Genomic DNA, 21931 nt, shown 5'->3' with positions numbered 1-21931 from the left:
GTTGGTGCTGTGGACGGCGGACGCGGAAAGGGTGGGCTGCCTAGGGTTACGGCATGTCCGACACAGTGGAGTTCGACCTCGACGCGTATCTCGGCCGCATCGGTTGGGAAGGGGAGCGCAGGGCCGATCCGGCCACCCTGGCCGGTGTCCACCTGGCGCACTCCCGGGCCATTCCCTTCGAGAACCTGGACCCGGTCGGCGGCCGGGCGCCGTCGCTGGCCCTCGGCGATCTGATGACCAAGCTGGTCCACGGCCGCCGCGGCGGCTACTGCTACGAGCACAACACCCTCTTCCGGCACGCCCTGGAGGCCCTCGGCTTCCGGGTGACCGGCCTCGCCGCGCGCGTCGTCCTCGGCGCGGACCGGCCGGAGAGCCGCCCGCGCACCCACATGACCCTGGTCGTGCACGCTCCCGGCGACCCGCAGCCCTACCTCGCCGACGTGGGCTTCGGGGCGATCGGCGCCCTGCTGGAACCGGTGCCGCTGGCCACCGGCGTCGAGTTCGCCGGCGCGGGCCGTCGGCACCGCCTGGTCCACGCCCCGTACGACGGGCCGCTGGAGCTGTGGGTGCTGGAGGCGCACGACGGGCGGGACTGGGTGCGGCAGTACGCCTTCACCCTGGACCCCTGCGAGGCGCCGGACTACGAGGTGTTCAACTGGCACGTCGGGACGAACCCGCGCTCCCCGTTCACCCAGAGCCGCTACGTCCAGCGCGTGACCGCCGACCGCTACGTCCTCCTCCACGGCGACCTGCTCACCGAGACCCACGCCGACGGCACGGTCACCGAGCGCAAAGTCGCCGAGGAGGACGTCGAGCGGCTGTTGGAGGAGGAGTTCGGGATCCTCGCGCCCTGATCCGCGCGGGCCCGGAAACGCCGCGGCCCGTCCTCCCGCGGGGGAGAGGACGGGCCGTCGGTTGTGCGCCGCTAGAGCCGCTCGGGGGTCCGGATGCCCAGCAGGGCCATGCCCTGGTGGAGGGTCCGGGCCGTCAGGTCGCACAGGAACAGCCGGTTCTCCGTCTGCTCGGCGGTGTCGGCCTTCAGGACCGGGCACTGGTCGTAGAACGTCGTGAACAGCGAGGCCAGCTGGTACAGGTACGCGGCCACCTTGTGCGGCGCGTACTCCGCCGAGGCCTCGAAGACCGTCGCGCCGAACGAGTCCAGGTGCAGACCCAGCGCCCGCTCGGCGGGGGCCAGTTCCAGCTCCGGGTGGGCCTTCGGCTCGGTGCTGTCGGCCTTGCGCAGGATCGACTTGATCCGGGCGTACGCGTACTGGAGGTACACGCTGGTGTCGCCGTTGAGCGAGACCATCTGGTCCAGGTCGAACTTGTAGTCCCGGCTCGCCGAGGTCGACAGGTCCGCGTACTTCACGGCGCCGATGCCGACGTAGCGGCCGTTCTCGACGATCTCCTCCTCGGACAGGCCCACCTTCTCGGCCTTCTCCCGGACGACCGCGGTGGCCCGCTCGACGGCCTCGTCGAGCAGGTCCTCCAGCCGTACGGTCTCGCCCGCACGCGTCTTGAACGGCTTGCCGTCCGCGCCCAGCACGGTGCCGTAGCCCATGTTGTGCGCGGTGACCTCGTCGCTCAGCCAGCCGGCCCGGCGGGCGGTCTCGAAGACCATCCTGAAGTGCAGGGACTGCCGTACGTCCACGACGTAGAGCAGGGTCGTGGCGTCCAGGTCGACCACGCGGTTGCGGATCGCGGTGAGGTCGGAGGCCGCGTAGCCGAAGCCGCCGTCCGCCTTCTGCACGATCAGCGGGACCGGCTGGTCGTCCTTGCCGCGGATCTCGTCGAAGAACACCACGAGCGCGCCCTCGGAGCGGACCGCGACGCCCATCTCCTCCAGGAGGCGGGCGGTCTCCGGCATGCCGTCGTTGTACGCCGACTCACCGACGATCTCGTCGTCCCGGATCTCCATGTCCAGCTTCTCGAAGACCGAGTAGAAGTACACCTTCGACTCGTCCACGAACTGCTGCCACAGTTCGAGCGTCTCCTTGTCACCGGACTGGAGGGCGACGACCCGCTTCCTGGCCCGCTCCTTGAACTCGTCGTCCGAGTCGAAGACCGCACGCGAGGCCTTGTAGACGCGGTTCAGGTTGCTCATCGCCTCGGCGCCGTCGACCTCCGACGGCGGGGCCAGCTCGCCCGGGTGCTCCATCAGGTACTGGATGAGCATGCCGAACTGGGTGCCCCAGTCGCCGATGTGGTGCCGGCCGATCGTCTTCTCGCCGGTGAAGTCGAGCATGCCGCGCAGGGCGTCGCCGATCACCGCTGAGCGGAGGTGGCCGACGTGCATCTCCTTCGCCACGTTCGGCTGGGCGTAGTCGATGACCGTGACGCCCGGGGTCTCCTTCAGCGGCACGCCGAGCCGGTCGTCGGCGGCGCGGGCGGCCAGGGTCTCGGTGAGAGCCGTGTCGCTGACGGTGATGTTCAGGAAGCCGGGCCCGGAGACCTCGACGTCCTTGATCACATCACCGGTGACGATGTTGCCCACGACCTGCGTCGCCAGCTCCCGCGGGTTCGCCTTCGCCTTCTTGGCGAGCGCGAGGATGCCGTTGGCCTGGAAGTCGGCCCGGTCGCTACGTCGCAGCAGAGGGTCCGCGTCGGTCTCCGGCAGGGCGGCAGACAGGGCGGACGCGAGGCGCTGGTTGACGAGATCGGTGAGCGACGTGACCGAGGCCATTTGGTGGGAGCCGTTCTCCTCGTGGGATGGATAGACGACGTCAGTATTTCATGGGGGTCAAAGGGGATTTTGCGCGTGCGGCGCCGTGGAGGCTGGTCGCGCAGTTCCCCGCGCCCCTCAAAACCAGGCGGCTGCGCCGCCTGGACGCCGCCTAGACTTGGGGCGCAGCCCTTTTGACCGTACTGGCTGCCCTGGAGAAAGAAGGACGTGCCGATCGTGGCTCAGAGCACCGAGACCACCGACTGGGTCTCCCGTTTCGCGGATGAGGTCATCGAGGAGTCGGAGCGTCGGGCCCCGGGCAAACCGGTCGTCGTCGCCTCCGGACTCTCCCCCTCCGGGCCCATTCACCTGGGCAACCTCCGCGAGGTCATGACGCCCCACCTCGTCGCCGACGAGATCCGGCGGCGCGGGCACCAGGTCCGGCACCTGATCTCCTGGGACGACTACGACCGCTACCGCAAGGTGCCCAAGGGCATCGCCGGGGTGGACGAGAAGGCCTGGGAGGAGCACATCGGCAAGCCGCTCACCTCGGTGCCCGCGCCGAAGGGCTCGGCGTACCCGAACTGGGCCGAGCACTTCAAGGCCGCGATGGTCGAGTCGCTGGCCGAGCTGGGCGTGGAGTTCGACGGGATCAGCCAGACCGCGCAGTACACCTCCGGTGTCTACCGCGAGCAGATCCTGCACGCCATGAAGCACCGCGCCGACATCGACGCGATCCTCGACCAGTACCGGACCAAGAAGGCACCGGGCAAGAAGTCGCAGAAGCCCGTCGACGAGGCCGAGCTGGAGGCCGCCGAGGGGTCGGGGGCCGCCGCCGAGGACGACGGCAGCTCCGGCTCGGCCGGGTACTTCCCGTACAAGCCGTACTGCGGCAACTGCGAGAAGGACCTGACCACGGTCACCTCCTACGAGGACGAGACCACCGAGCTGTCGTACACCTGCACGGTGTGCGGCTTCGCCGAGACCGTCCGGCTGAACGAGTTCAACCGCGGCAAGCTGGTCTGGAAGGTCGACTGGCCCATGCGCTGGGCCTACGAGGGCGTCGTCTTCGAGCCGTCCGGCGTCGACCACTCCTCGCCCGGCTCGTCGTTCCAGGTCGGCGGGCAGATCGTCGGGATCTTCGGCGGCAAGCAGCCGATCGGCCCGATGTACGCCTTCGTCGGCATCTCCGGCATGGCGAAGATGTCGTCCTCCCGGGGCGGGGTGCCCACCCCGGCGGACGCGCTCCAGATCATGGAGCCGCAGCTGCTGCGCTGGCTGTACGCCCGCCGCCGGCCCAACCAGTCCTTCAAGATCGCCTTCGACCAGGAGATCCAGCGGCTCTACGACGAGTGGGACAAGCTGGACGCCAAGGTGGCCGACGGATCGGTGCTCCCGGCGGACGCCGCCGCGCACTCCCGCGCGGTGCGCACGGCGGGCGGCGAGCTGCCCCGTACGGCGCGGCCGATGCCGTACCGGACCCTCGCGTCCGTCGCCGACATCACCGCCGGGCACGAGGACCAGGCGCTGCGGATCCTGTCCGAGCTGGACCCCTCCGACCCGCTCGGCTCACTGGACGAGGCCCGTCCGCGGTACGACAAGGCCGAGGCCTGGATCAACACGCACGTCCCCGCCGACCAGCGGACGATCGTGCGCTCCGAGCCCGACGCGGAACTGCTGAAGTCCCTCGACGAGGCGTCCCGGCAGTCGCTGCGGCTGCTCCTCGACGGCCTCGAGTCGCACTGGTCCCTCGACGGGCTGACGCATCTCGTCTACGGCGTGCCCAAGGTGCAGGCCGGGTTCTCGGCGGACGCCACGCCCAAGGAGCTGCCGCCGGAGATCAAGACGGCCCAGCGGACGTTCTTCGCGCTGCTGTACCACCTGCTGGTCGGGCGGGACACCGGTCCCCGGCTGCCCACGCTGCTGCTGGCCGTGGGCCAGGAGCGGGTGCGGGCCCTGCTCGGGGAGTAGCTGTACGTACGGAAAAGGGGCCCTCTGGCTGCGGAGGGCCCCTTTTCCATGGGTCACGCGGTTACGCGATGTGTTCGTCCGCCAGTTCCGCGTTGAGGCGGTTGGAGAAGCGGTTCACCATGCGCTTGGCCTCCGCCTCGGGGAGGGTGATGCCGTAGGTCGCCTCCACATCGGCCATGAAGCCGCGGGGGGTGGGGGCGCCGTTTCCGCTCTTTATCGACTCACGGAAGACCTGGTAGAAGGCGTCCTCGTCCGGTTCGGCCGGAAGTGTGCCGCCGCCCTCGCCCAGTTCTCGGGTACGGCCGGGGGCCACCGGGATGGGGAAGCTGCCGGTCTCCTCCGGGGAGGGCTCGGGTTCGGGCGCCGGGGGCTCTTCGTGGTGCCACTCGAAGTCGGGGTCGTAGCCGCCGTGGTACTCGATCTGCTCGGGGTGCCTGGCGTGGAGCCAGGGGCTTTCCTCCGGCTCGGGCTCGTAGTCGAGTTGCTCGGGGTACTGGTTGCTGACCAGTTGGGGGCGCTGATCGCTGGGAGGTGCGCTCATCACGGGGACGGGCGCCGCCCCAGCGGCACGACTGCCCGCGGCTACGTCCGCGGCGGGTATCAGCACCGGTTCTATGCCCGCCGCCGCCAGGCCCGCCGGGGCTGTTTCCGCCAGGGGGACGCCGTACTTGGCCAGGCGCAGCGGCATCAGGGACTCCACCGGGGCCTTGCGGCGCCAGGACCGGCCGTAACGGGAGCGCAGGCGAGCCTGGTAGACGAGACGTTCCTGCTCCAGCTTGATGACCTGCTCGTAGGAGCGCAGCTCCCACAGCTTCATTCGGCGCCACAGGAGGAACGTCGGCACCGGGCTCAGCAGCCAGCGGGTGAGGCGGACGCCCTCCATGTGCTTGTCCGCCGTGATGTCCGCGATCCGGCCGATCGCGTGCCGGGCGGCTTCCACCGCCACCACGAACAGGACCGGGATCACCGCGTGCATGCCGACGCCCAGCGGGTCCGGCCAGGCCGCCGCGCCGTTGAAGGCGATCGTCGCCGCGGTGAGCAGCCATGCCGTCTGGCGCAGCAGGGGGAAGGGGATTCTGATCCAGGTCAGGAGCAGGTCCAGGGCGAGCAGGACGCAGATCCCCGCGTCGATGCCGATCGGGAAGACGTAACTGAAGTCCCCGAAGCCCTTTTGGATGGCCAGCTCACGGACTGCCGCGTACGAACCGGCGAAGCCGATACCGGCGATGATCACTGCGCCGAACACCACCACGCCGATGAGAACGCGGTGTGTCCGGGTCAGTTGCGGTGGCCCGGCCACTCGTACTCCCCTCCCCTTGCGTGTTGTTGCGCGCAACAGGGTGGCACATCAGTGCGGCGAACGTGTCGCCGGTAGGTCAGGTCGTCTTCGACGAGGCCTTGGACGACGGCTTCGACGAGGACTTCGAGGACGACTCGGAGGACGGCTCGGACGGGTTGGCGCTCGCGGCGCCTTCGCCCTTTCCGTTCGCCTTTGTCACGGCCGCCACCGCCTCCTTTGCGGCCTTCTGTGCCAGCTTGGTGAGGGTGTCCGCGCTCGGCGTCTTCTCACCGGCGAGACCCGCGCCGTTGTAGTCGACGGTGACGACGACGTTCTCGACCCGGGCCACGATCGTCTGCTGCTTGAAGGAGCCTTCCTTCTTCTTCAGGTCGTAGCGCACGGCCGTCGCCTCGTCGCCCGTCCCGGAGACCGGCTCCGACTTCACGTTCTTCGCGCCGTCCACCGCCTGGACGTCCTCGACCTGCTTGGCGTAGTACTCCTGCGCCAGCTCGTCGCCCGCGCCGCGCGTGACGTCGGACTCGAAGCGCAGCAGGGAGACGTTCAGCCAGCGGAACTGGGAGCCGTCCACGCCGTTGTTGTCCAGGCTGCTCCAGGAGCAGCTGGCGCGCGTGGAGGTGTCGTTGGAGGTGCCCTCCTTGCCGGACTTGCCCGCCTTCGGCACCAGATCACCCAATGTGTCCTTCGCCAGCACGTCACAGGCCTCGGGGAGGCTGTCGTACGCGGCCGCCTGCACGGTCGGCGACGGGCTCGCGGAGGCCGAGGCGCCGGCGCTCGAGCCCTTGGCGGTGTCGTCGGAGCCGGAGTCGGAGGAGCAGCCTGCGGCGATCAGCATCACGGGGACGGCGGCCGCGCCGAGAAAGACGCGGCTCAGGCGCTTCGCTCGCTGGTCGAACTGCTCTCGCTGTGCTGGTCGCTGCATGGTTCCTTCACTCATCGCGCTGCTCGTGCTCCTGCGGTCGGATCGGGTCCGAGGGGCCACGGTACGCGGTGAGCAAGCCGTGTGTTTCTGTTTCGCCGTCTTCACAAACGGCCCCCGACGGGCCTCAGCCGCCCAGCGACTCCGCCAGCTCGGCCGCCAGATTCCGGGCCCTGTCCTGCATTTCCTGGCTGTCCGGGGTGGTGCCGACGGTGGCCGGCTGCTCCTCGTACTGGATGGTCACGATGACGTTGGACGTGCGGAACGCCACAGTCACCGTGCGCTGCTGGGCCGTTGAACCGGCGCTGCTCAACACGTCGTCCAGGAAGGCCTCGTCGCCCAAGTCCTCGAGGACACGCGGCTGGAGGTCGGTGGGGGTGTCGCTGGGGGTGGAGGAGGGGGACGAGGAGGTCTCCGAGGCGGAACCCGAGGCGGAGCCCGAGGGGCTCGCGGAGGCGGACGCGGAGTCGCCGGGGGTGGTGCTGGGGCTGCCGGAGCCGGTCTCGGGGGACTCGGTGGCCGGGGACTCGGTCTGCGTGACGGTCGGCTCGGGCAGGTCGGCCGCCGCCACCTGGGTCGCGAAGACCTGCTCGGCCTGGCTGTCGTCGCTGACGGCGTTGTCGTACGACACCACGCGCTCGAAGTCGATGAAGAGATGGTCGGTCGCGTCGGCCGACTCCACCTTCCAGCGGCAGCCGACCTTGCGGTCGGTGTCGTAGGTGAGGGTCGCGGTGCCCTCGTAGGCCTTCTCGCGCTGCTCCTCGTCGGCGATCTCCGGGATGCCGGGGAGAAGGGTGTCGAGGGTGTCGGGGTCGACCGCGCCGCAGGGTTCCGGGAGGGTGCGGTAGCGGCCGGGCTCGGCCGCCGCCGTCGCCGTACCGGAGTCGCCGGGGTTGGAGTCGTCCGTCGGCCCGCCGTCCGTGGAGCTGCCGGTGCAGCCGGCCAGCAGCGCCGCGAGGAGCGCGGCGGCGCCGGATACGTACGCCTTCCGCTGCACGGTCGGCTCCTCTCGCTGCGGCTTCATCGTTTGCGGGGTGGGGGCGGCCCCTGGAGACAATGTCTATCGCACGCACTGCCGTGAACGCCGGTCCGATGTCCCATTCGTTGACCTTGGCGCCGGTTTTGCGATTTGCGACTTGTGTGGCTTTCCGGGGGAATGAGGAAGATATGTCGTACGTGGAAATGCCGGGCGCGAAGGTGCCGATCCGGATGTGGACCGACCCCGCGACGGTGGAGGACGTGGCGCTCCAGCAGCTGCGGAACGTGGCGACCCTGCCGTGGATCAAGGGCCTGGCGGTCATGCCGGACGTCCACTACGGCAAGGGCGCGACGGTCGGCTCGGTGATCGCGATGCGGGGCGCGGTGTGCCCGGCGGCGGTCGGCGTCGACATCGGCTGCGGAATGTCGGCGGTGAAGACGTCCCTCACGGCGAACGACCTGCCGGGGGATCTGTCCCGGCTCCGGTCGAAGATCGAGCAGGCGATTCCGGTGGGGCGGGGGATGCACGACGACCCGGTCGACCCGGGGCGGCTGCACGGCTTCGGTACTGCGGGGTGGGACGACTTCTGGGGGCGGTTCGACGGGGTCGCGGACGCGGTGAAGTTCCGCGAGGAGCGGGCCACCAAGCAGATGGGAACGCTCGGCGGGGGCAACCACTTCGTCGAGGTGTGCACCGACACCGAGGGCGCCGTCTGGCTGATGCTGCACTCCGGTTCCCGGAACATCGGCAAGGAGCTCGCCGAGTTCCACATCGGTGTGGCCCAGAAGCTGCCGCACAACCAGGGCCTGGTCGACCGGGACCTCGCCGTCTTCGTCGCGGACACCCCGCAGATGGCGGCGTACCGCAACGACCTGTTCTGGGCTCAGGCGTACGCGAAGTACAACCGCTCGATCATGATGGCGCTCCTGAAGGACGTGGTCCGCAAGGAGTTCAAGAAGGCGAAGCCGACCTTCGAGCCGGAGATCAGCGCGCACCACAACTACGTGGCCGAGGAGCGCTACGAGGGCATGGACCTGCTCGTGACCCGTAAGGGCGCGATCCGGGCCGGCTCCGGCGAGTACGGCATCATCCCGGGCTCTATGGGCACGGGTTCGTACATCGTGAAGGGCCTCGGGAACCCGCTGTCCTTCAACTCGGCCTCGCACGGCGCGGGTCGGCGCATGAGCCGCAACGCCGCGAAGCGCCGCTTCTCGACCAAGGACCTGGAGGAGCAGACGCGGGGCGTGGAGTGCCGTAAGGACTCCGGTGTCGTGGACGAGATCCCGGGCGCCTACAAGCCGATCGAGCAGGTCATCGATCAGCAGCGGGACCTGGTCGAGGTGGTGGCGAAGCTGAAGCAGGTCGTGTGCGTGAAGGGCTGACGCCTGTGCGGTGTGTGAAGGACCCCGGCGAAGGCCGGGGCCCTTTCGCTGTCACGTCAGCTTCTTCTCCAGCAGGGTCACCGCGTACGGGCTTCCCGGGCCGTCGGTCTTCGCGCTTTGTTCGCCGACCACCTCGTAGCCCGCGGACTCGTAGTACGCGCGCAGGCGGGGGTTGGAGGAGAGGCAGTCCAGGCGGGCGTAGGGGCGGTCCTTCGCGGTGATGCGGGATTCCACCTGGGTCAGGAGTGCGCGGCCGGTGCCGGGCGGGGCTGTGTGGGGCGTGGTCATCAGGCGGTGGATGTAGCCCGCGTCCGGTGGGCGGGGGCCCCAAGCCGCCGGGTCGGTCCACCACAGTTCGCAGGCGCCGGTCAGGTGGTCGCCCGCGTACGCCAGCCAGACCTCGCCCTCCCGGACGCGGGTCCGGAAGTGGGTCTCGTCCTTCTCGCCCGGCTTCCACTGGTCGATTCCCCGGGCCAGTTGCCACAGCGCCGCCGAGTCACGGAGGCGGACCAGGTCGGGGGCGTCCGCCTCCGTCGCCCTGCGGTAGGTCAACTCCGGCCATATGGTCGGCGGTTGCTCCAGGAGGGTGCTGCGCAGGCTGTGGGCCACGGCCTCCGCGTCCATGGACAGGGCATGGGTCACATAGCCCTCTACCGAGCCGTAGCGCTCCTTCAGGGCCCCCAGGAACAGGCGCATCACCGATTCCGGGGCCCGGGCGAAGTCAGGCCAGAGGGGGTCGCGGCCGTCGTTGCGGGCTCGCCAGTCCGCCAGCAGCGCCTGTGTCGCCAGCTCCGTCAGGCTGAAGTCCTCGATGATCGTCCGCTCGTCGACGCCGAGCAACGACAGGACCAGGGCCGCCAGTTCGCCCGTACGGTCCTTGCCCGAGGCGCAGTGGAAGACCAGGGGCTCGTCCGACTCCGCCGATTTCGCGATCAGTTCGAGGGCCTGCCGGATCTCCTCGGTGCCGTCCTCCGCCACCTCCATGAAGCGCTCCGCCAGATAGGGGCCCGCCTCGATGTCCGGCGTCAACGCCGCCTGGTTGTAGGGGCGGTGCTCGATGCTGAGGTTGCGGTACGTGAGCGACGCGTGGTCCGGGACCCGTCCTCGGGACTCGATCTCCCAGGGGTAGCGCAGGTCGATCACCGTGCGGATGCCCAGGGCGAGGAAGCGGGACCAGTCCTCGGTGCCCTCGGCCAGCTTGCCGAGGGAGTCGGCGCGGTAGAGGCGGCCGGGGCGGACGCGGCGGCCGTCCGTCGTCCGGTAGCCGCCCAGGTCGCGGAAGTTGTGCAGGGCGTCGAAGCGAAGGTGTCTGTCCACAACCGTCGTTCTACGTCGGGTTCCGCCGCGGCGCCCGCGATACCGCGTGGATCATGACGAACGCCACGACGCGCCGCTCGGGGCTCACAGGTCCCGGTGGACCTTCGTGTTGGAGGCCTGGGCGCGCGGGCGGACGACCAGCAGGTCGATGTTGACGTGGCTCGGGCGGGTCACGGCCCAGGTGATGGTGTCGGCGACGTCGTCGGCGGAGAGGGGCTCGGCCACGCCCGCGTAGACCTTCTCGGCCCGGTCCTTGTCGCCGCCGAAGCGGGTGAGCGCGAACTCGTCGGTCTTCACCATGCCGGGCGCGACCTCGATGACGCGGACCGGGCGGCCGACGATCTCCAGCCGGAGGGTCTCCGCGAGGACGTGGGCGCCGTGCTTGGCGGCGACGTAGCCCCCGCCGCCCTCGTACGTACCGTGCCCGGCGGTGGAGGAGACGACGACCACCGTGCCGTCGCCGCTCGCCTCCAGCTTCGGCAGCAGGGCCTGGGTGAGGTTGAGGGTGCCGATGACGTTGGTCTCGTACATCGTGCGCCAGTCGGCCGGGTCGCCGGTGGCCACCGGGTCGGCACCGAGGGCGCCGCCCGCGTTGTTGACCAGGACGCCGATCGCCTGGAAGGCCGTGGCGAACTCGTCGACGGCCGCGCGGTCGGTCACGTCCAGCTGGTACGCCGTGGCCGAGTGCCCGGCCGCGCCGATCTCCTCGGCCAGCGCCTCGATGCGGTCCTTGCGGCGGGCGGTCAGGACGACCCGGTAGCCGGCCGCGGCGAGCTGCCGTGCGGTGGCGGCGCCGATTCCGCTGCTCGCACCGGTGACTACGGCGATGCGGGAGGCGGCGGAGGGGGCGGCGGGTGCCATGGGGCTGCTCCTTGGGACGGCTTGGCCGGAAGGCTCGGTCGGCAGGGTCGGTCGGAAGGCTCGGTCGGAAGGGTCGGTCGGCAGGGTCGGCCGGAAGGCTGTCCGGCCAGGATAGGCGGGTGGGGCGGGGTGCGGGTCGGTGGTCCCGGCGAACGGTGCGCGGTCTCGGTCCGTGAGCGGTGGGGCCGGGGCTTCGGTGGGAAAATGAGGGGGGTGATTCTCCCGTACCGGAGGTGGACCATGGGACAGGCGCGCGAGGTCATGGACCGGCTGACCGAAGCGATCACCACGGCGGACTCCAAGACCCTCACCGAGCTGTACGCGCAGGACGCGGTTGCCGTCACCCCCGACGGCGGTGAGCTCCACGGGCGGGACGACATCGTCGCGTACTGGCGGCAGATGACGGAGGCGATCCCGGACGGCAGTTATGAGTCGGTGCACGCGTACGAGGTCGGTGACACGGCCATCGACGAGGGGTACTTCACCGGGCGCAACACGGGGCCGATCCAGTTGCCCAACGGGGAGACGCTGCCCGCCACGCAGAAGGAGATCAGGATCCGCGGGGTGGACTTCGCGACCGTCGACGGCAGCGGACACATCGTCGACTACCGGCTGTACTTCGACGAGATGGAGTTCATGGAGCAGCTGGGGCTGATGCCGGAGGGCTGAACTCCCTGACTCGGTGACGGCTGAGGTCAGCTGCCTCGCGGCGCGTACATGATCACGGCCATTCCCGCGAGGCAGATCAGCGCGCCCGTGACGTCCCAGCGGTCGGGCCGGAAGCCGTCCGCGACCATGCCCCAGGCCAGGGAGCCGGCGACGAAGACCCCGCCGTACGCGGCGAGGATGCGGCCGAAGTTGGCGTCCGGCTGGAGGGTGGCGACGAAACCGTAGGCGCCGAGGGCGAGGACGCCGCCGCCGATCCAGATCCAGCCGCGGTGTTCCCGTACGCCCTGCCAGACCAGCCAGGCGCCGCCGATCTCGAACAGCGCGGCGACGGCGAACAGGGCGGCGGAGCGCAAGACGAGCATGCCGGAAGCTTGGCATACGACTGTCCGCGGACCGTCGGCCGAGGGCGTCATCTGCGCCGGGGGCTGCCACCTGCGCCGGGGGCGAACCGGCACGGGGGGCGTCACCTGCGCTTAGGGCTGTTCCCTGCGCGGGGCGGCACCTGTGCCGGAGGCGAACTGGCACCGGGGGTGGCACCTGCGCCGGGGGGTGCATCCGCGCGTAGGGCTGTTCCCCGCGCGGGGCGGCACCTGTGCCGGGGCGAATTGGCACCGGGGGCAGTACCTGCGCCGGGGCGAACTGGCACCGGGGGCGGCACCCGCGCCGGGGGCGGCACCCGCGCCGGGGCGGCACCCGCGCCCAGGGCGTCTCCGTGCCGAGGGCGTCACCTGATGGACGGCGCCTGGCTTTCGCTTCCCGTGGGATACATCCGTACGACGTCACGACATCGGGGACGGATCACGGGAGTGGTGGGAGTGGGCGGTATGCGGCGTGGGCGGATGCTCGGCGCGGGGATCGCGGCGGTGCTGGCGGTGACGGTGGGCGGGTCGGGTGCCGTCGCCGGGCAGGGGCCGGAGGCCGACCTCGCCTATCACGGGGTCGCGGCGCTGTACTCGGGGCAGGTCGAGCTGCGCTTCACCCCGCGCAACCACGGGCCTTCGGCGGTCCCGGACGCGACGGTACGGCTGCGCTGGTCGCAGCCGCTCGCCAACCGGCAGCGACTCCCCGACGGCTGCGCGCGAGCCGGGGAGCGGGCGGTGCTGTGCCGGGTGGGGGCGCTGTCGGCGGACGAGGTCGGGGAGCGGATCGCGTTGCGGGTGGGGCTGCGGGGGGTGCCGACGGAGGTGCGGCTGGAGATCGACACGGTGTGGAGCGGTGGGGCGGTGGACCGTAATCCGGGCAACGACCGGCGGCGGGTGCTGATCCTGGACACGGGGGACGCGTACTACTTCTGAGCGGCCTGCCTCTGCATGGAGGCGGTCTCCTGGTTCTCGCTGTCGTAGCGCTCGCGGGCCGTGTGGACCTGGTCGATGTTCGCCTCCGCCCAGTCCATCACCGCGGTCAGCAGCACGGCCAGGCTGCTGCCGAGCGGGGTGAGCTCGTAGTCGACGCGGACCGGGACGGACGGGGTGACGCTGCGGGTGAGGATGCCGTCGCGTTCCAGGGTGCGCAGGGTCTGGGTGAGCATCTTGGGGCTCACGCCGGCGATCTTGCGGCCGAGGTCGCTGTAGCGCATCGGGCCCCCGGAGAGGGCGGCGACGATCAGGCTGACCCATTTGTCGCTGAGGCGGTCCAGGAGCTGGTTGGTGGGGCAGCCCTTGATGAACGCGTCGTACTCCACGCGGGCCTGCTCGCGCCGCTGTGCCGCCGTCATGGTCGCCATGGCTCACCTCCGGGGTATGTACGCACCTTCGGGTAACTACTTCCTCCTGGATAGTAACTCTTCCTAGGGTTGCGGTCAGCCGCGGAGAGGTTCCGCGGCGGGACTGTGACACAGGGAGTGGTCGGTCGTGCGTGCTGCTGTGGTGACGGAGTTCGGTGGGCCCGAGGTCGTGCGGGTGGTGGAGCGCGCGGTGCCCGAGCCGGGTGCTGGTCAGGTGCGGATCAAGGTGGCGGCGGCGGGGCTGAACCCGGTGGACGCCGGGGTGCGGTCGGGTGTCTTCGGGGGCGCCGGGAAGACGATCGGGCTCGGGTGGGACGTGGCCGGGACCGTGGACGCGGTGGGCGTGGCGAGCTCGTGGAGCGCGGGGGACCAGGTGGTGGCGCTCGACTACGGCATGGCGAATCCGCTGGGGACGCATGCGGAGTACGTCGTGGTGTCGGCGGACGCGGTGGCGTTGGCGCCGGCGGGGGTGGACGCCGTCGCGGCGGCGACGCTGCCGCTGAACGCGTTGACCGCCTCGCAGGCGCTGGATCAGCTGGGGGTGGCGGCGGGGGATTCGCTGCTGGTGACGGGGGCCGCGGGGGCGGTGGGCGGGTACGCCGTCCAACTCGCCGCGCATCGTGGGATATCGGTGACCGGGATGGCTCGGGAGCGGGACGAGGAGCTCGTACGGTCGCTGGGGGCTTCCGAGTTCGTGAGTGAGGGGCGGGCGCGCGGTTTCGATGCCGTGTTGGACGCCGCGGTGTTGGGGGCGGCGGCGCTGGAGTGGGTGCGGGACGGGGGTGTGTACGCCGGGGTGATTCCGCGGGCCGAACCCGAGGCTGTGCGGGGGGTCCGGGTCGGGGCGGTCGAGGTGAACGCGGACGGGGCGCGGCTGGGGGAGCTGGTCCGGCTGGTGGAGGACGGGGTCCTGACACTTCGCGTGGACTCGACGTACGCCTTGGACGACGCGGTGAAGGCCCATGTGCGGCTGGGGGAGGGGGGCCTGCGGGGGCGGGTGGTGCTGGTGCCGTGAGCTGTGGGGCGGGCGGGGGTGCGGCTTCGGGTGCGGGTGCGTCGTGGCTGGGGTGGGGGTGGGTTTTGCTCGCCCGCGCTGGCGGGGTGCCGCTGCGCCCACCCGTGCCGCCCCAGCGGCACGACTTCCCGCAGCTACGCGGGTTCAGTGGTGCCGGTGGTTGGGTGGGGGCCGCCCCAGTGGTACGACTGCCTGCAGCTACGCGGGTTCAGTGGTGCCGGTGGTTGGGTGGGGGCCGCCCCAGTGGTACGACTGCCTGCAGCTTCGCGGGTTCAGTGGTGCCGCTGGTTGGGGGCCGCGGTGGCTTCGCGGGTACAGCGGGGCCGCCCAGCGTGCGGTACGACCGCCCCAAGCCAGGTGGGGCTAGGTGCCCACCGCCTGGGCGTATGTCGTCGGGGACATTCCCAGGGTTTGGGTGAAGGCTCTTACCAGGTGGGACTGGTCGGCGTAGCCGAGGGTGGTGGCCAGCGTGGACCAGTCGGGGGTGGTGTCCGCCTGGGCCAGGGCCTCGTGGAGGCGGTAGCGGAGGATCGTCCACTTCGGGGTCACGCCCACGTACGTCGCGAACAGGCGTTGCAGCGAGCGGGTCGACAGGGACTCCTCGCTCGCCAGGGCGGAAACCCGGCTCACCGTGCGGTCCGTGCGGATGCGGTTCACGAGGCGCGCCGCCAGGTCGGCCTGGGGGTCGGGGGTGTGGGGGAGGGAGGCGAGGAAGGCGTCCAGCGCCTGGACGCGGGCCTCGTCGGAGTCGGGCGTCGTGATCGAGCTCGCCGTGTCCCCCGCCGCTTCCGGAAACACCTCCTCCGCCCTCAGCGCGCGGCCCGTCCAGTGAGATGCGGGGAATGCGGGGACGTACGGTCTGAAGCAGCCGGGGCGGAACTTCGCCCCGCACACCCGGCCCCGCCCGCTCAGTTTCCGGGTGTACAGGCCCCTCGGCACCCCCGTCAGCTCGCCGTACGGCGGCCCCTCGTCCTCGTCCCACTGGAAGGTCAGGTTGACCGCGGGGTGCGGGACCACATGGGAGACGTACGGTTCGCTCAGGTCCCAGTCGATCAGCCAGTACCACTCGACGTACCGGCGCAGCGGCTCGGCCGGCAGATGGCGGCGGAAACGGACGCGGGTCAGCAGGCCCGACGGGTCCACGATCCCCCGCGTGTCCTGGCGGGAAGCCTCCATGCCCGGATCGTACGTCGCGTTTCTTCAAGAAGTGCGGCCCCGGACATCCCTAACGTCGGCGTATGGACACCGAAACCACCGAGCCGGTCGGCGATCTCCTCGCCCTCGCCCGTGAGCGGGCCATCGCTGTCGTGCGGGGCATCCCTGACGACGCGCTCGACGCCCCCACCCCCTGCGCCGAGTACGACGTGAAAGCCCTGGCCAACCATCTCTTCCAGGTCGTCGTGGAGTTCCAGAAGCTCGCCGCCAAGGGGCAGAGCGACTTTTCCGCCACCCCCGACCGCGTCGGCACCGACCCCGACTGGCGGGAGCGGTTCCGCGGCGAGGCGGACCGGCTGGTGACGGCCTGGTCCGCGCCCGGTGCCGAGGAGGGCACCGCGGGGGCCTGGCAGATGCCCGCCCGGCTCGTCGGGTGCATGGCGCTGCTGGATCTGACCGTGCACCCGTGGGATCTCGCGCGGGCCACGGGCCAGGAGTACCCCTTCGGCGACTCCGAGGAGATGGCGGCGGTCGTACGACAGCTCACCGCCACCGTCGCCGAGCTGGCACCCACCGCCAAGGCCACCGGCGTCTTCGGGGACCCCGTGCCCGTGGCCGAGGACGCCCCGCCCTTCGAGCGGCTGCTCGCGCAGACCGGACGCGATCCGCACTGGGCGCGGGAATAGGGAGCGACAGGTCGCCGTTTCCGGGTATAGTTGAACAGTCAACAACCTGGAGGGTGAGCGACCATGCAGTTCGGGATCTTCAGCGTCGGCGACGTCACGCCGGACCCCACCACGGGCCGGACGCCGACCGAGCGGGAGCGCATCAAGGCCATGGTCGCCATCGCGCTGAAGGCCGAGGAGGTCGGCCTGGACGTCTTCGCGACCGGTGAGCACCACAACCCGCCGTTCGTGCCGTCCTCGCCGACCACCATGCTCGGCTGGATCGCGGCGCGCACGGAGCGGCTGGTCCTCTCCACCTCGACCACGCTGATCACCACCAACGACCCGGTGAAGATCGCCGAGGACTTCGCGATGCTCCAGCACCTGGCCGACGGCCGGGTGGACCTGATGATGGGCCGCGGCAACACCGGCCCGGTCTACCCCTGGTTCGGTCAGGACATCCGACGGGGCATCAACCTCGCCGTCGAGAACTACGCCCTGCTGCACCGTCTGTGGCGCGAGGACGTCGTGAACTGGGAGGGCAAGTTCCGCACCCCGCTCCAGGGCTTCACGTCCACGCCCCGCCCGCTGGACAACGTGCCGCCGTTCGTCTGGCACGGCTCCATCCGCTCGCCGGAGATCGCCGAACAGGCCGCGTACTACGGCGACGGGTTCTTCCACAACAACATCTTCTGGCCGGCCGACCACACCAAGCGGATGGTCGAGCTGTACCGGGAGCGGTACGCCCACTACGGACACGGGACCGCGGAGCAGGCGATCGTGGGTCTGGGCGGGCAGGTGTTCATGCGCCGCAACTCGCAGGACGCGGTGCGCGAGTTCCGCCCGTACTTCGACAACGCCCCGGTCTACGGCCACGGCCCGTCCCTCGAGGACTTCACCGAGCAGACCCCGCTGACCGTCGGCTCGCCGCAGCAGGTGATCGAGAAGACCCTGTCCTTCCGCGAGTACGCCGGTGACTACCAGCGCCAGCTGTTCCTGATGGACCACGCCGGGCTGCCCCTGAAGACCGTGCTGGAGCAGCTCGACCTGCTCGGCGAGGAGGTCGTACCGGTCCTGCGCGAGGAGTTCGCGAAGAACCGTCCGGCGGACGTCCCCGACGCCCCCACCCACGCCTCCCTCAAGACCGCCCACGACAACAACTCCGCTCAGGACAACAGCACCGCCCAGGAGGTGACCGTCTGATGAAGCTCGTCGTCGTCTCGGCGGGGCTCAGCGTCCCGTCCTCCACCCGGCTGCTCGGCGACCGGCTGGCCGCCGCGGTGACCGGTCGGACCCCGGCCGAGGTCGAGGTCGTGGAGCTGCGCGACCTCGCCGTGGAGATCGCCCACAACTTCACCAACGGCTTCCCCGGCCGGAAGCTGGCCGCCGCGCAGCAGGCGGTCACGGAGGCGGACGGGCTGATCGTGGTCACGCCGGTGTTCTCGGCGTCGTACAGCGGACTGTTCAAGTCGTTCTTCGACGTGCTGGAGCAGGACGCGCTGGCGGGCAAGCCGGTCCTGATCGCCGCGACCGGCGGCACCGCCCGGCACTCGCTGGTCCTGGAGCACGCCCTGCGCCCCCTCTTCGCCTACCTGCACGCCGTGGTCGTCCCCACCGGGGTGTACGCCGCCTCGGAGGACTGGGGCGCCGAGGGCCTGGACGCGCGCGTCGAGCGGGCGGCCGGGGAACTGGCGGGGCTGATGACGGGCCTCGCGCCGAAGAAGGCCGAGGAGGCGCGCTTCGTGCCCTTCGAGGACCAGTTGGCGGCGCTGCGGCCCACAGGGTGAGAGGCCAGTAAGAACGACCCTGGGTGAGCCGCTCGTCACGGCGGACGAGTGGCTCCCTTGAGACACTGGCGACGTGCCCCAGACCGTTCTCCTCGCCGAAGACGACCGCGCCATCCGGCATGCCCTGGAGCGTGCCCTGACCCTGGAGGGCTATCGGGTCACCGCGGTCGCCGACGGTGTGGAGGCGCTGGCGCAGGCCCACACCTCGCCGCCGGACGTGCTCGTCCTCGACGTGATGATGCCGGGCATCGACGGCCTCCAGGTCTGCCGGGTGCTGCGCGCCGAGGGCGACCGGACGCCCATCCTGATGCTGACGGCGCTCGTGGAGACCCAGGACCGCATCGCGGGCCTGGACGCGGGCGCCGACGACTATGTCGTGAAGCCCTTCGACGTCGAGGAGGTCTTCGCCCGGCTGCGCGCCCTGCTCCGCCGCACCGGCCAGGGCGAGATCGGCGGCGCCGCCGTCGGCGTACCGAAGCAGGCTCCCGAGCCGGCGCCCGAGCGGGCCCTGGAGGCGGCCGGGCTGCGGATGGACCCGCAGGCGCGCCGGGCCTGGCGCGGGGCGCGGGAGCTGGAGCTGACCCGGACCGAGTTCGAGCTGCTGGAACTGCTGGTGCGCAACGCCGGGATCGTGCTCGACCACGCCACGATCTACGACCGCATCTGGGGCTACGACTTCGGCCCCGGCTCCAAGAACCTCGCCGTCTACGTCGGCTATCTGCGCCGCAAGCTCGACGAGCCCGGGGCCCCGCCGCTGATCCACACGGTGCGCGGCGTGGGTTACGTGCTCCGGGAGGACTGAGTGGGCCGCGTCGGGCGGCTGCTGCGCGACCGGCGTCCGCGTCTGGTCTCCCTGCGGACCACCTTCGCGGTGTCCTTCGCCGCCGTCACCGCCGCGGTCACCGTCCTCGTCGGCATCCTGTCCTACAGCGCCGCCGCCCGGCTGGTGCGGGTGGACCAGCAGACCGTGTTCGACGAGGTCGTGCAGGACGTACGGGACGAGGTCGGCGCCCGGACGATGGACCCCGAGGACTTCTCCTCCACCGCCCCCGGGCACGATCTGGTGCGCCCCGCGCGGACGGACGTGCAGGTGCTGGGACCGGACGGGTCCGTCTACGACCCCGGCCGGCCCGGCCTGCCCGTCACCGACTCCGACCGGCGGATCGCCGTCCAGCGGCTCTCCGGGCGCACGGTCGTGCACGCGGACGTCGACGTCGGCAACGACGTGTACCGGATCGCCACGGTCTCGCTCGGCGGAGGGCGGGGCGCGGTGCAGATCGCGCAGGAGTTCAGCGACACCGAGGATCTGCTGCGGGCACTTCAGCAGCGGACGTTGGTCCTGATGGCCGCGGTCGTGGTGGGCGCCGGCCTCTTCGGCTGGTGGCTGGCCCGGCGGATCACCCGGCGGCTGATCGTCCTCACCTCGGCCGCCGAGGACGTCGCGCGGACGCGGCGGCTCGGGGTGCAGGTGCCCGTCACCGGCTACGACGAGGTGGGCCGCCTCGGCCGGGCCTTCGACCGCATGCTGGGCAGGCTCGCCCAGTCCGAGGAGGACCAGCGGCGGCTCGTGCAGGACGCGGGGCACGAGCTGCGGACGCCGCTGACGTCCCTGCGGACGAACATCTCGCTGCTGCGCCGCATCGACGAGTTCCCTCAGCAGACCCGGGACGAACTGGTCGCCGATCTCGCGCAAGAGGCCCTTGAACTGACCGATCTGGTCAACGAGCTGGTGGATCTGGCGGCGGGGCAGTCCGACAGCGAGCCACCGCAGCGGGTGGATCTCGCGGAGATCGCGGAGGACGTGGCGGGCCTCGCCCAGCGGCGCACCGGGCGGCGGATCGTCGTACGGGCCAGTGGGGACACGACGACCGACGGGCGGCCGGGGATGCTGCAGCGGGCCGTGTCCAACCTGGTGGAGAACGCGGCGAAGTTCGACCGGGGCGGAACGGCTCCCATCGAGATCAAGGTGGCGGGGCCGGCTGTGCACGGGACGGTCCGGGTGGAGGTGCTGGACCGTGGGCCTGGGATCACTGACGACGATCTCATGCATGTGTTCGATCGCTTCTATCGGGCTGCGGATGCGAGGTCGTTGCCCGGGTCCGGGCTCGGGTTGTCGATCGTGCGGGAGGTCGCGCTGGCTCACGGGGGTGCGACGTTCGCCGCGCGGCGGCCGGGCGGTGGGGCGGTGATCGGGTTCACGGTGGGGGTGGGGTCCGAGGCCCGCCAGTAGGCTCCGGCGATATGTTGAGTCCACAAGAGGCCGCTTCCGTTGCCTCCATCGACGAAGCTGATGCCGCCCGCACGCTCCTCGAACTCATCGCCATCCCCTCCGTGACCGGCAGTCCCGCCGAGTCCGAGCTCCAGCACCGCCTCGCCCGGCGTCTGGAACTCCTCGGCCTGGACGTCGACCTGTGGTCCATGGACCTCGACGCCCTGCGCGCCGACCCCGCCTTCCCCGGCTCCGAAGCCCCCCGCGACGAGGCCTGGGGCCTGGTCGGCACGACGGGAGGCGAGGACGGCCCGACGCTCGTCCTCCAGGGCCACGTCGACGTCGTACCCCCCGGAGACCTCGCCGCCTGGGACGGCGACCCCTTCGTCCCCCGTGTCACCGGCGACGTCGTGCACGGGCGCGGCGCCTGCGACATGAAGGCCGGACTCGTCGCGCACCTCGCCGCCCTCGCCGCGATACGCACGGCCGGGGTCCGGCTGCGCGGGCGGGTCGCCGTGCACTTCGTCGTCGGGGAGGAGGACGGCGGGCTGGGCGCCTTCGGCACCCTGCGGCGCGGCTACCGCGGGGACGCCTGTGTCATCGCCGAACCGACCGGCGGACGTGTCATCACCGCCAACGCCGGCGCGCTGACCTTCCGGATCACGGTGCCGGGCAAGTCGGCGCACGGCAGCTCGCGCGAGCAGGGCGTGAGCGCGATCGACGCCTATCTGCCGCTGCACCGGGCGCTGGCCCGCCTGGAGGCCGAGCGCAACAGGAACCCGGTGCCGCTGATGGCCGAGCACCCGATCCCGTACGGCCTCTCCGTCGGCACCCTGCGCGCCGGCGACTGGGCGAGCAGCGTGCCCGACCTGCTGGTGGCCGAGGGACGCCTGGGCGTACGGCTGGGGGAGGAACCGGCCGACGCGCGCGCCGAGTTCGAGACCTGCGTGGCCGAGGCCTGCGCCGGGGACCCGTGGCTGCGGGAGCATCCGGCGACGGTGACCTGGCCGGGCGGGCAGTTCGCGAGCGGGGCGCTGCCCGAGGGGCATCCGCTGGTGGACGTGGTGCGGGAGGCGCGGGCCGACGCCGTCGGCGACGGGAAGCCGGGGGTGCGCGGGGCGACGTACGGCAGTGACCTGCGGCTCTACGCCGGTGCCGGGATACCCACGCTGCAGTACGGGCCCGGCGACATCCTCTTCGCCCACAGCGCCCGGGAGCGGGTCTCGGTGCGCGAAGTCGTCGACGCGGCAAGGACGTTGGTGCCGGTGATCCTGCGGAGCGTGGGGACCCGGTGAGGTTTCGGCGCCCTTGGGCGTTCCA

The 21931-nt window shown here is 71.2% G+C and carries 21 protein-coding genes; 12 read left to right on the top strand and 9 right to left on the bottom strand.

The window, feature by feature from the left end; genetic code table 11:
• The first annotated feature begins 53 nt into the window (after positions 1–53).
• On the top strand, positions 54–854 hold the full coding sequence (locus AC068Z_RS04600; protein ID WP_478552189.1) for an arylamine N-acetyltransferase family protein: 801 nt from the start codon (positions 54–56) through the stop codon (positions 852–854).
• A 71-nt stretch (positions 855–925) separates the two neighbouring features.
• Here AC068Z_RS04600 and argS read toward each other — a convergent pair whose 3' ends face one another.
• Positions 926–2683, bottom strand: a complete 1758-nt coding sequence (gene argS, locus AC068Z_RS04595) for an arginine--tRNA ligase (protein WP_478552187.1) — start codon at positions 2681–2683, stop codon at positions 926–928.
• Positions 2684–2890: 207 nt separating this feature from the next.
• On the opposite strand from argS, the gene lysS reads away from it, so the two are divergent.
• Complete coding sequence (gene lysS / locus AC068Z_RS04590; protein ID WP_478552185.1) at positions 2891–4633, top strand: lysine--tRNA ligase; 1743 nt, start codon at positions 2891–2893, stop codon at positions 4631–4633.
• Between the two features lie 61 nt (positions 4634–4694).
• Here the strand turns inward: lysS and AC068Z_RS04585 are convergent, their stop codons facing one another.
• From AC068Z_RS04585 to AC068Z_RS04575, 3 genes are all read right to left on the bottom strand, one after another.
• Positions 4695–5933 (bottom strand): DUF2637 domain-containing protein, encoded by a 1239-nt coding sequence (locus AC068Z_RS04585; protein WP_478552183.1) that lies wholly within the window; start codon positions 5931–5933, stop codon positions 4695–4697.
• A 76-nt stretch (positions 5934–6009) separates the two neighbouring features.
• On the bottom strand, positions 6010–6867 hold the full coding sequence (locus AC068Z_RS04580) for a DUF3558 family protein (protein ID WP_478552182.1): 858 nt from the start codon (positions 6865–6867) through the stop codon (positions 6010–6012).
• Positions 6868–6976: 109 nt separating this feature from the next.
• Positions 6977–7846, bottom strand: a complete 870-nt coding sequence (locus tag AC068Z_RS04575; protein WP_478552296.1) for a DUF3558 domain-containing protein — start codon at positions 7844–7846, stop codon at positions 6977–6979.
• Positions 7847–8016: 170 nt separating this feature from the next.
• Between AC068Z_RS04575 and AC068Z_RS04570 the strand changes: the two genes are divergently transcribed.
• A complete protein-coding gene (locus AC068Z_RS04570) occupies positions 8017–9210 on the top strand; it encodes an RtcB family protein (protein WP_478552180.1) in 1194 nt (397 codons plus the stop codon).
• Between the two features lie 51 nt (positions 9211–9261).
• Here AC068Z_RS04570 and AC068Z_RS04565 read toward each other — a convergent pair whose 3' ends face one another.
• Both AC068Z_RS04565 and AC068Z_RS04560 read right to left on the bottom strand, forming a co-directional pair.
• Entirely contained in the window at positions 9262–10527 is a 1266-nt protein-coding gene (locus AC068Z_RS04565) for a GNAT family N-acetyltransferase (protein ID WP_478552178.1), read from the bottom strand.
• 84 nt (positions 10528–10611) lie between these two features.
• A complete protein-coding gene (locus AC068Z_RS04560; protein ID WP_478552176.1) occupies positions 10612–11388 on the bottom strand; it encodes an SDR family NAD(P)-dependent oxidoreductase in 777 nt (258 codons plus the stop codon).
• A 240-nt stretch (positions 11389–11628) separates the two neighbouring features.
• On the opposite strand from AC068Z_RS04560, the gene AC068Z_RS04555 reads away from it, so the two are divergent.
• Positions 11629–12057 (top strand): ester cyclase, encoded by a 429-nt coding sequence (locus AC068Z_RS04555; RefSeq protein WP_478552174.1) that lies wholly within the window; start codon positions 11629–11631, stop codon positions 12055–12057.
• A 26-nt stretch (positions 12058–12083) separates the two neighbouring features.
• Here the strand turns inward: AC068Z_RS04555 and AC068Z_RS04550 are convergent, their stop codons facing one another.
• Positions 12084–12419: a YnfA family protein gene (locus AC068Z_RS04550; RefSeq protein WP_478552172.1), complete on the bottom strand. Its 336-nt coding sequence runs from the start codon at positions 12417–12419 to the stop codon at positions 12084–12086.
• Positions 12420–12881: 462 nt separating this feature from the next.
• Here AC068Z_RS04550 and AC068Z_RS04545 point away from each other — a divergent pair, with 462 nt between their 5' ends.
• Positions 12882–13352, top strand: coding sequence for a hypothetical protein (locus tag AC068Z_RS04545; protein WP_478552170.1), 471 nt, complete (start codon positions 12882–12884; stop codon positions 13350–13352).
• Here AC068Z_RS04545 and AC068Z_RS04540 read toward each other — a convergent pair.
• The gene (locus AC068Z_RS04540; RefSeq protein WP_478552168.1) at positions 13343–13780 is read right to left on the bottom strand and encodes a winged helix-turn-helix transcriptional regulator; all 438 of its coding nucleotides are present in this window, start codon (positions 13778–13780) and stop codon (positions 13343–13345) included. The two genes, AC068Z_RS04545 and AC068Z_RS04540, sit on opposite strands and share 10 nt — an antisense overlap.
• A gap of 127 nt (positions 13781–13907) precedes the next feature.
• Between AC068Z_RS04540 and AC068Z_RS04535 the strand changes: the two genes are divergently transcribed.
• Positions 13908–14795: an NADP-dependent oxidoreductase gene (locus tag AC068Z_RS04535; protein ID WP_478552166.1), complete on the top strand. Its 888-nt coding sequence runs from the start codon at positions 13908–13910 to the stop codon at positions 14793–14795.
• Between the two features lie 363 nt (positions 14796–15158).
• Here AC068Z_RS04535 and AC068Z_RS04530 read toward each other — a convergent pair whose 3' ends face one another.
• Positions 15159–15971, bottom strand: a complete 813-nt coding sequence (locus AC068Z_RS04530) for a DUF6597 domain-containing transcriptional factor (RefSeq protein ID WP_478552164.1) — start codon at positions 15969–15971, stop codon at positions 15159–15161.
• Positions 15972–16033: 62 nt separating this feature from the next.
• Between AC068Z_RS04530 and AC068Z_RS04525 the strand changes: the two genes are divergently transcribed.
• The 6 genes from AC068Z_RS04525 to AC068Z_RS04500 all read left to right on the top strand — a co-directional run bounded on the left by AC068Z_RS04525 (position 16034) and on the right by AC068Z_RS04500 (position 21906).
• Positions 16034–16636 carry a TIGR03086 family metal-binding protein gene (locus AC068Z_RS04525; protein WP_478552162.1) on the top strand — a complete coding sequence of 201 codons (603 nt, stop codon included), beginning with the start codon at positions 16034–16036 and terminating at the stop codon, positions 16634–16636.
• A 63-nt stretch (positions 16637–16699) separates the two neighbouring features.
• Entirely contained in the window at positions 16700–17818 is a 1119-nt protein-coding gene (locus tag AC068Z_RS04520) for an LLM class flavin-dependent oxidoreductase (RefSeq protein ID WP_478552160.1), read from the top strand.
• The gene (locus tag AC068Z_RS04515; protein ID WP_478552158.1) at positions 17818–18402 is read left to right on the top strand and encodes an FMN reductase; all 585 of its coding nucleotides are present in this window, start codon (positions 17818–17820) and stop codon (positions 18400–18402) included. The genes AC068Z_RS04520 and AC068Z_RS04515 overlap by 1 nt, the downstream gene beginning before the upstream one ends.
• Positions 18403–18475: 73 nt before the next feature.
• The gene (locus AC068Z_RS04510; protein ID WP_478552156.1) at positions 18476–19204 is read left to right on the top strand and encodes a response regulator transcription factor; all 729 of its coding nucleotides are present in this window, start codon (positions 18476–18478) and stop codon (positions 19202–19204) included.
• Positions 19205–20632: a HAMP domain-containing sensor histidine kinase gene (locus AC068Z_RS04505; RefSeq protein ID WP_478552154.1), complete on the top strand. Its 1428-nt coding sequence runs from the start codon at positions 19205–19207 to the stop codon at positions 20630–20632.
• Between the two features lie 11 nt (positions 20633–20643).
• A complete protein-coding gene (locus AC068Z_RS04500; RefSeq protein WP_478552152.1) occupies positions 20644–21906 on the top strand; it encodes an ArgE/DapE family deacylase in 1263 nt (420 codons plus the stop codon).
• Positions 21907–21931 lie beyond the last annotated feature (25 nt).

This window comes from Streptomyces sp. NPDC043726 (assembly GCF_056436565.1).
This window is presented reverse-complemented; position numbering and strand designations above follow the sequence as displayed.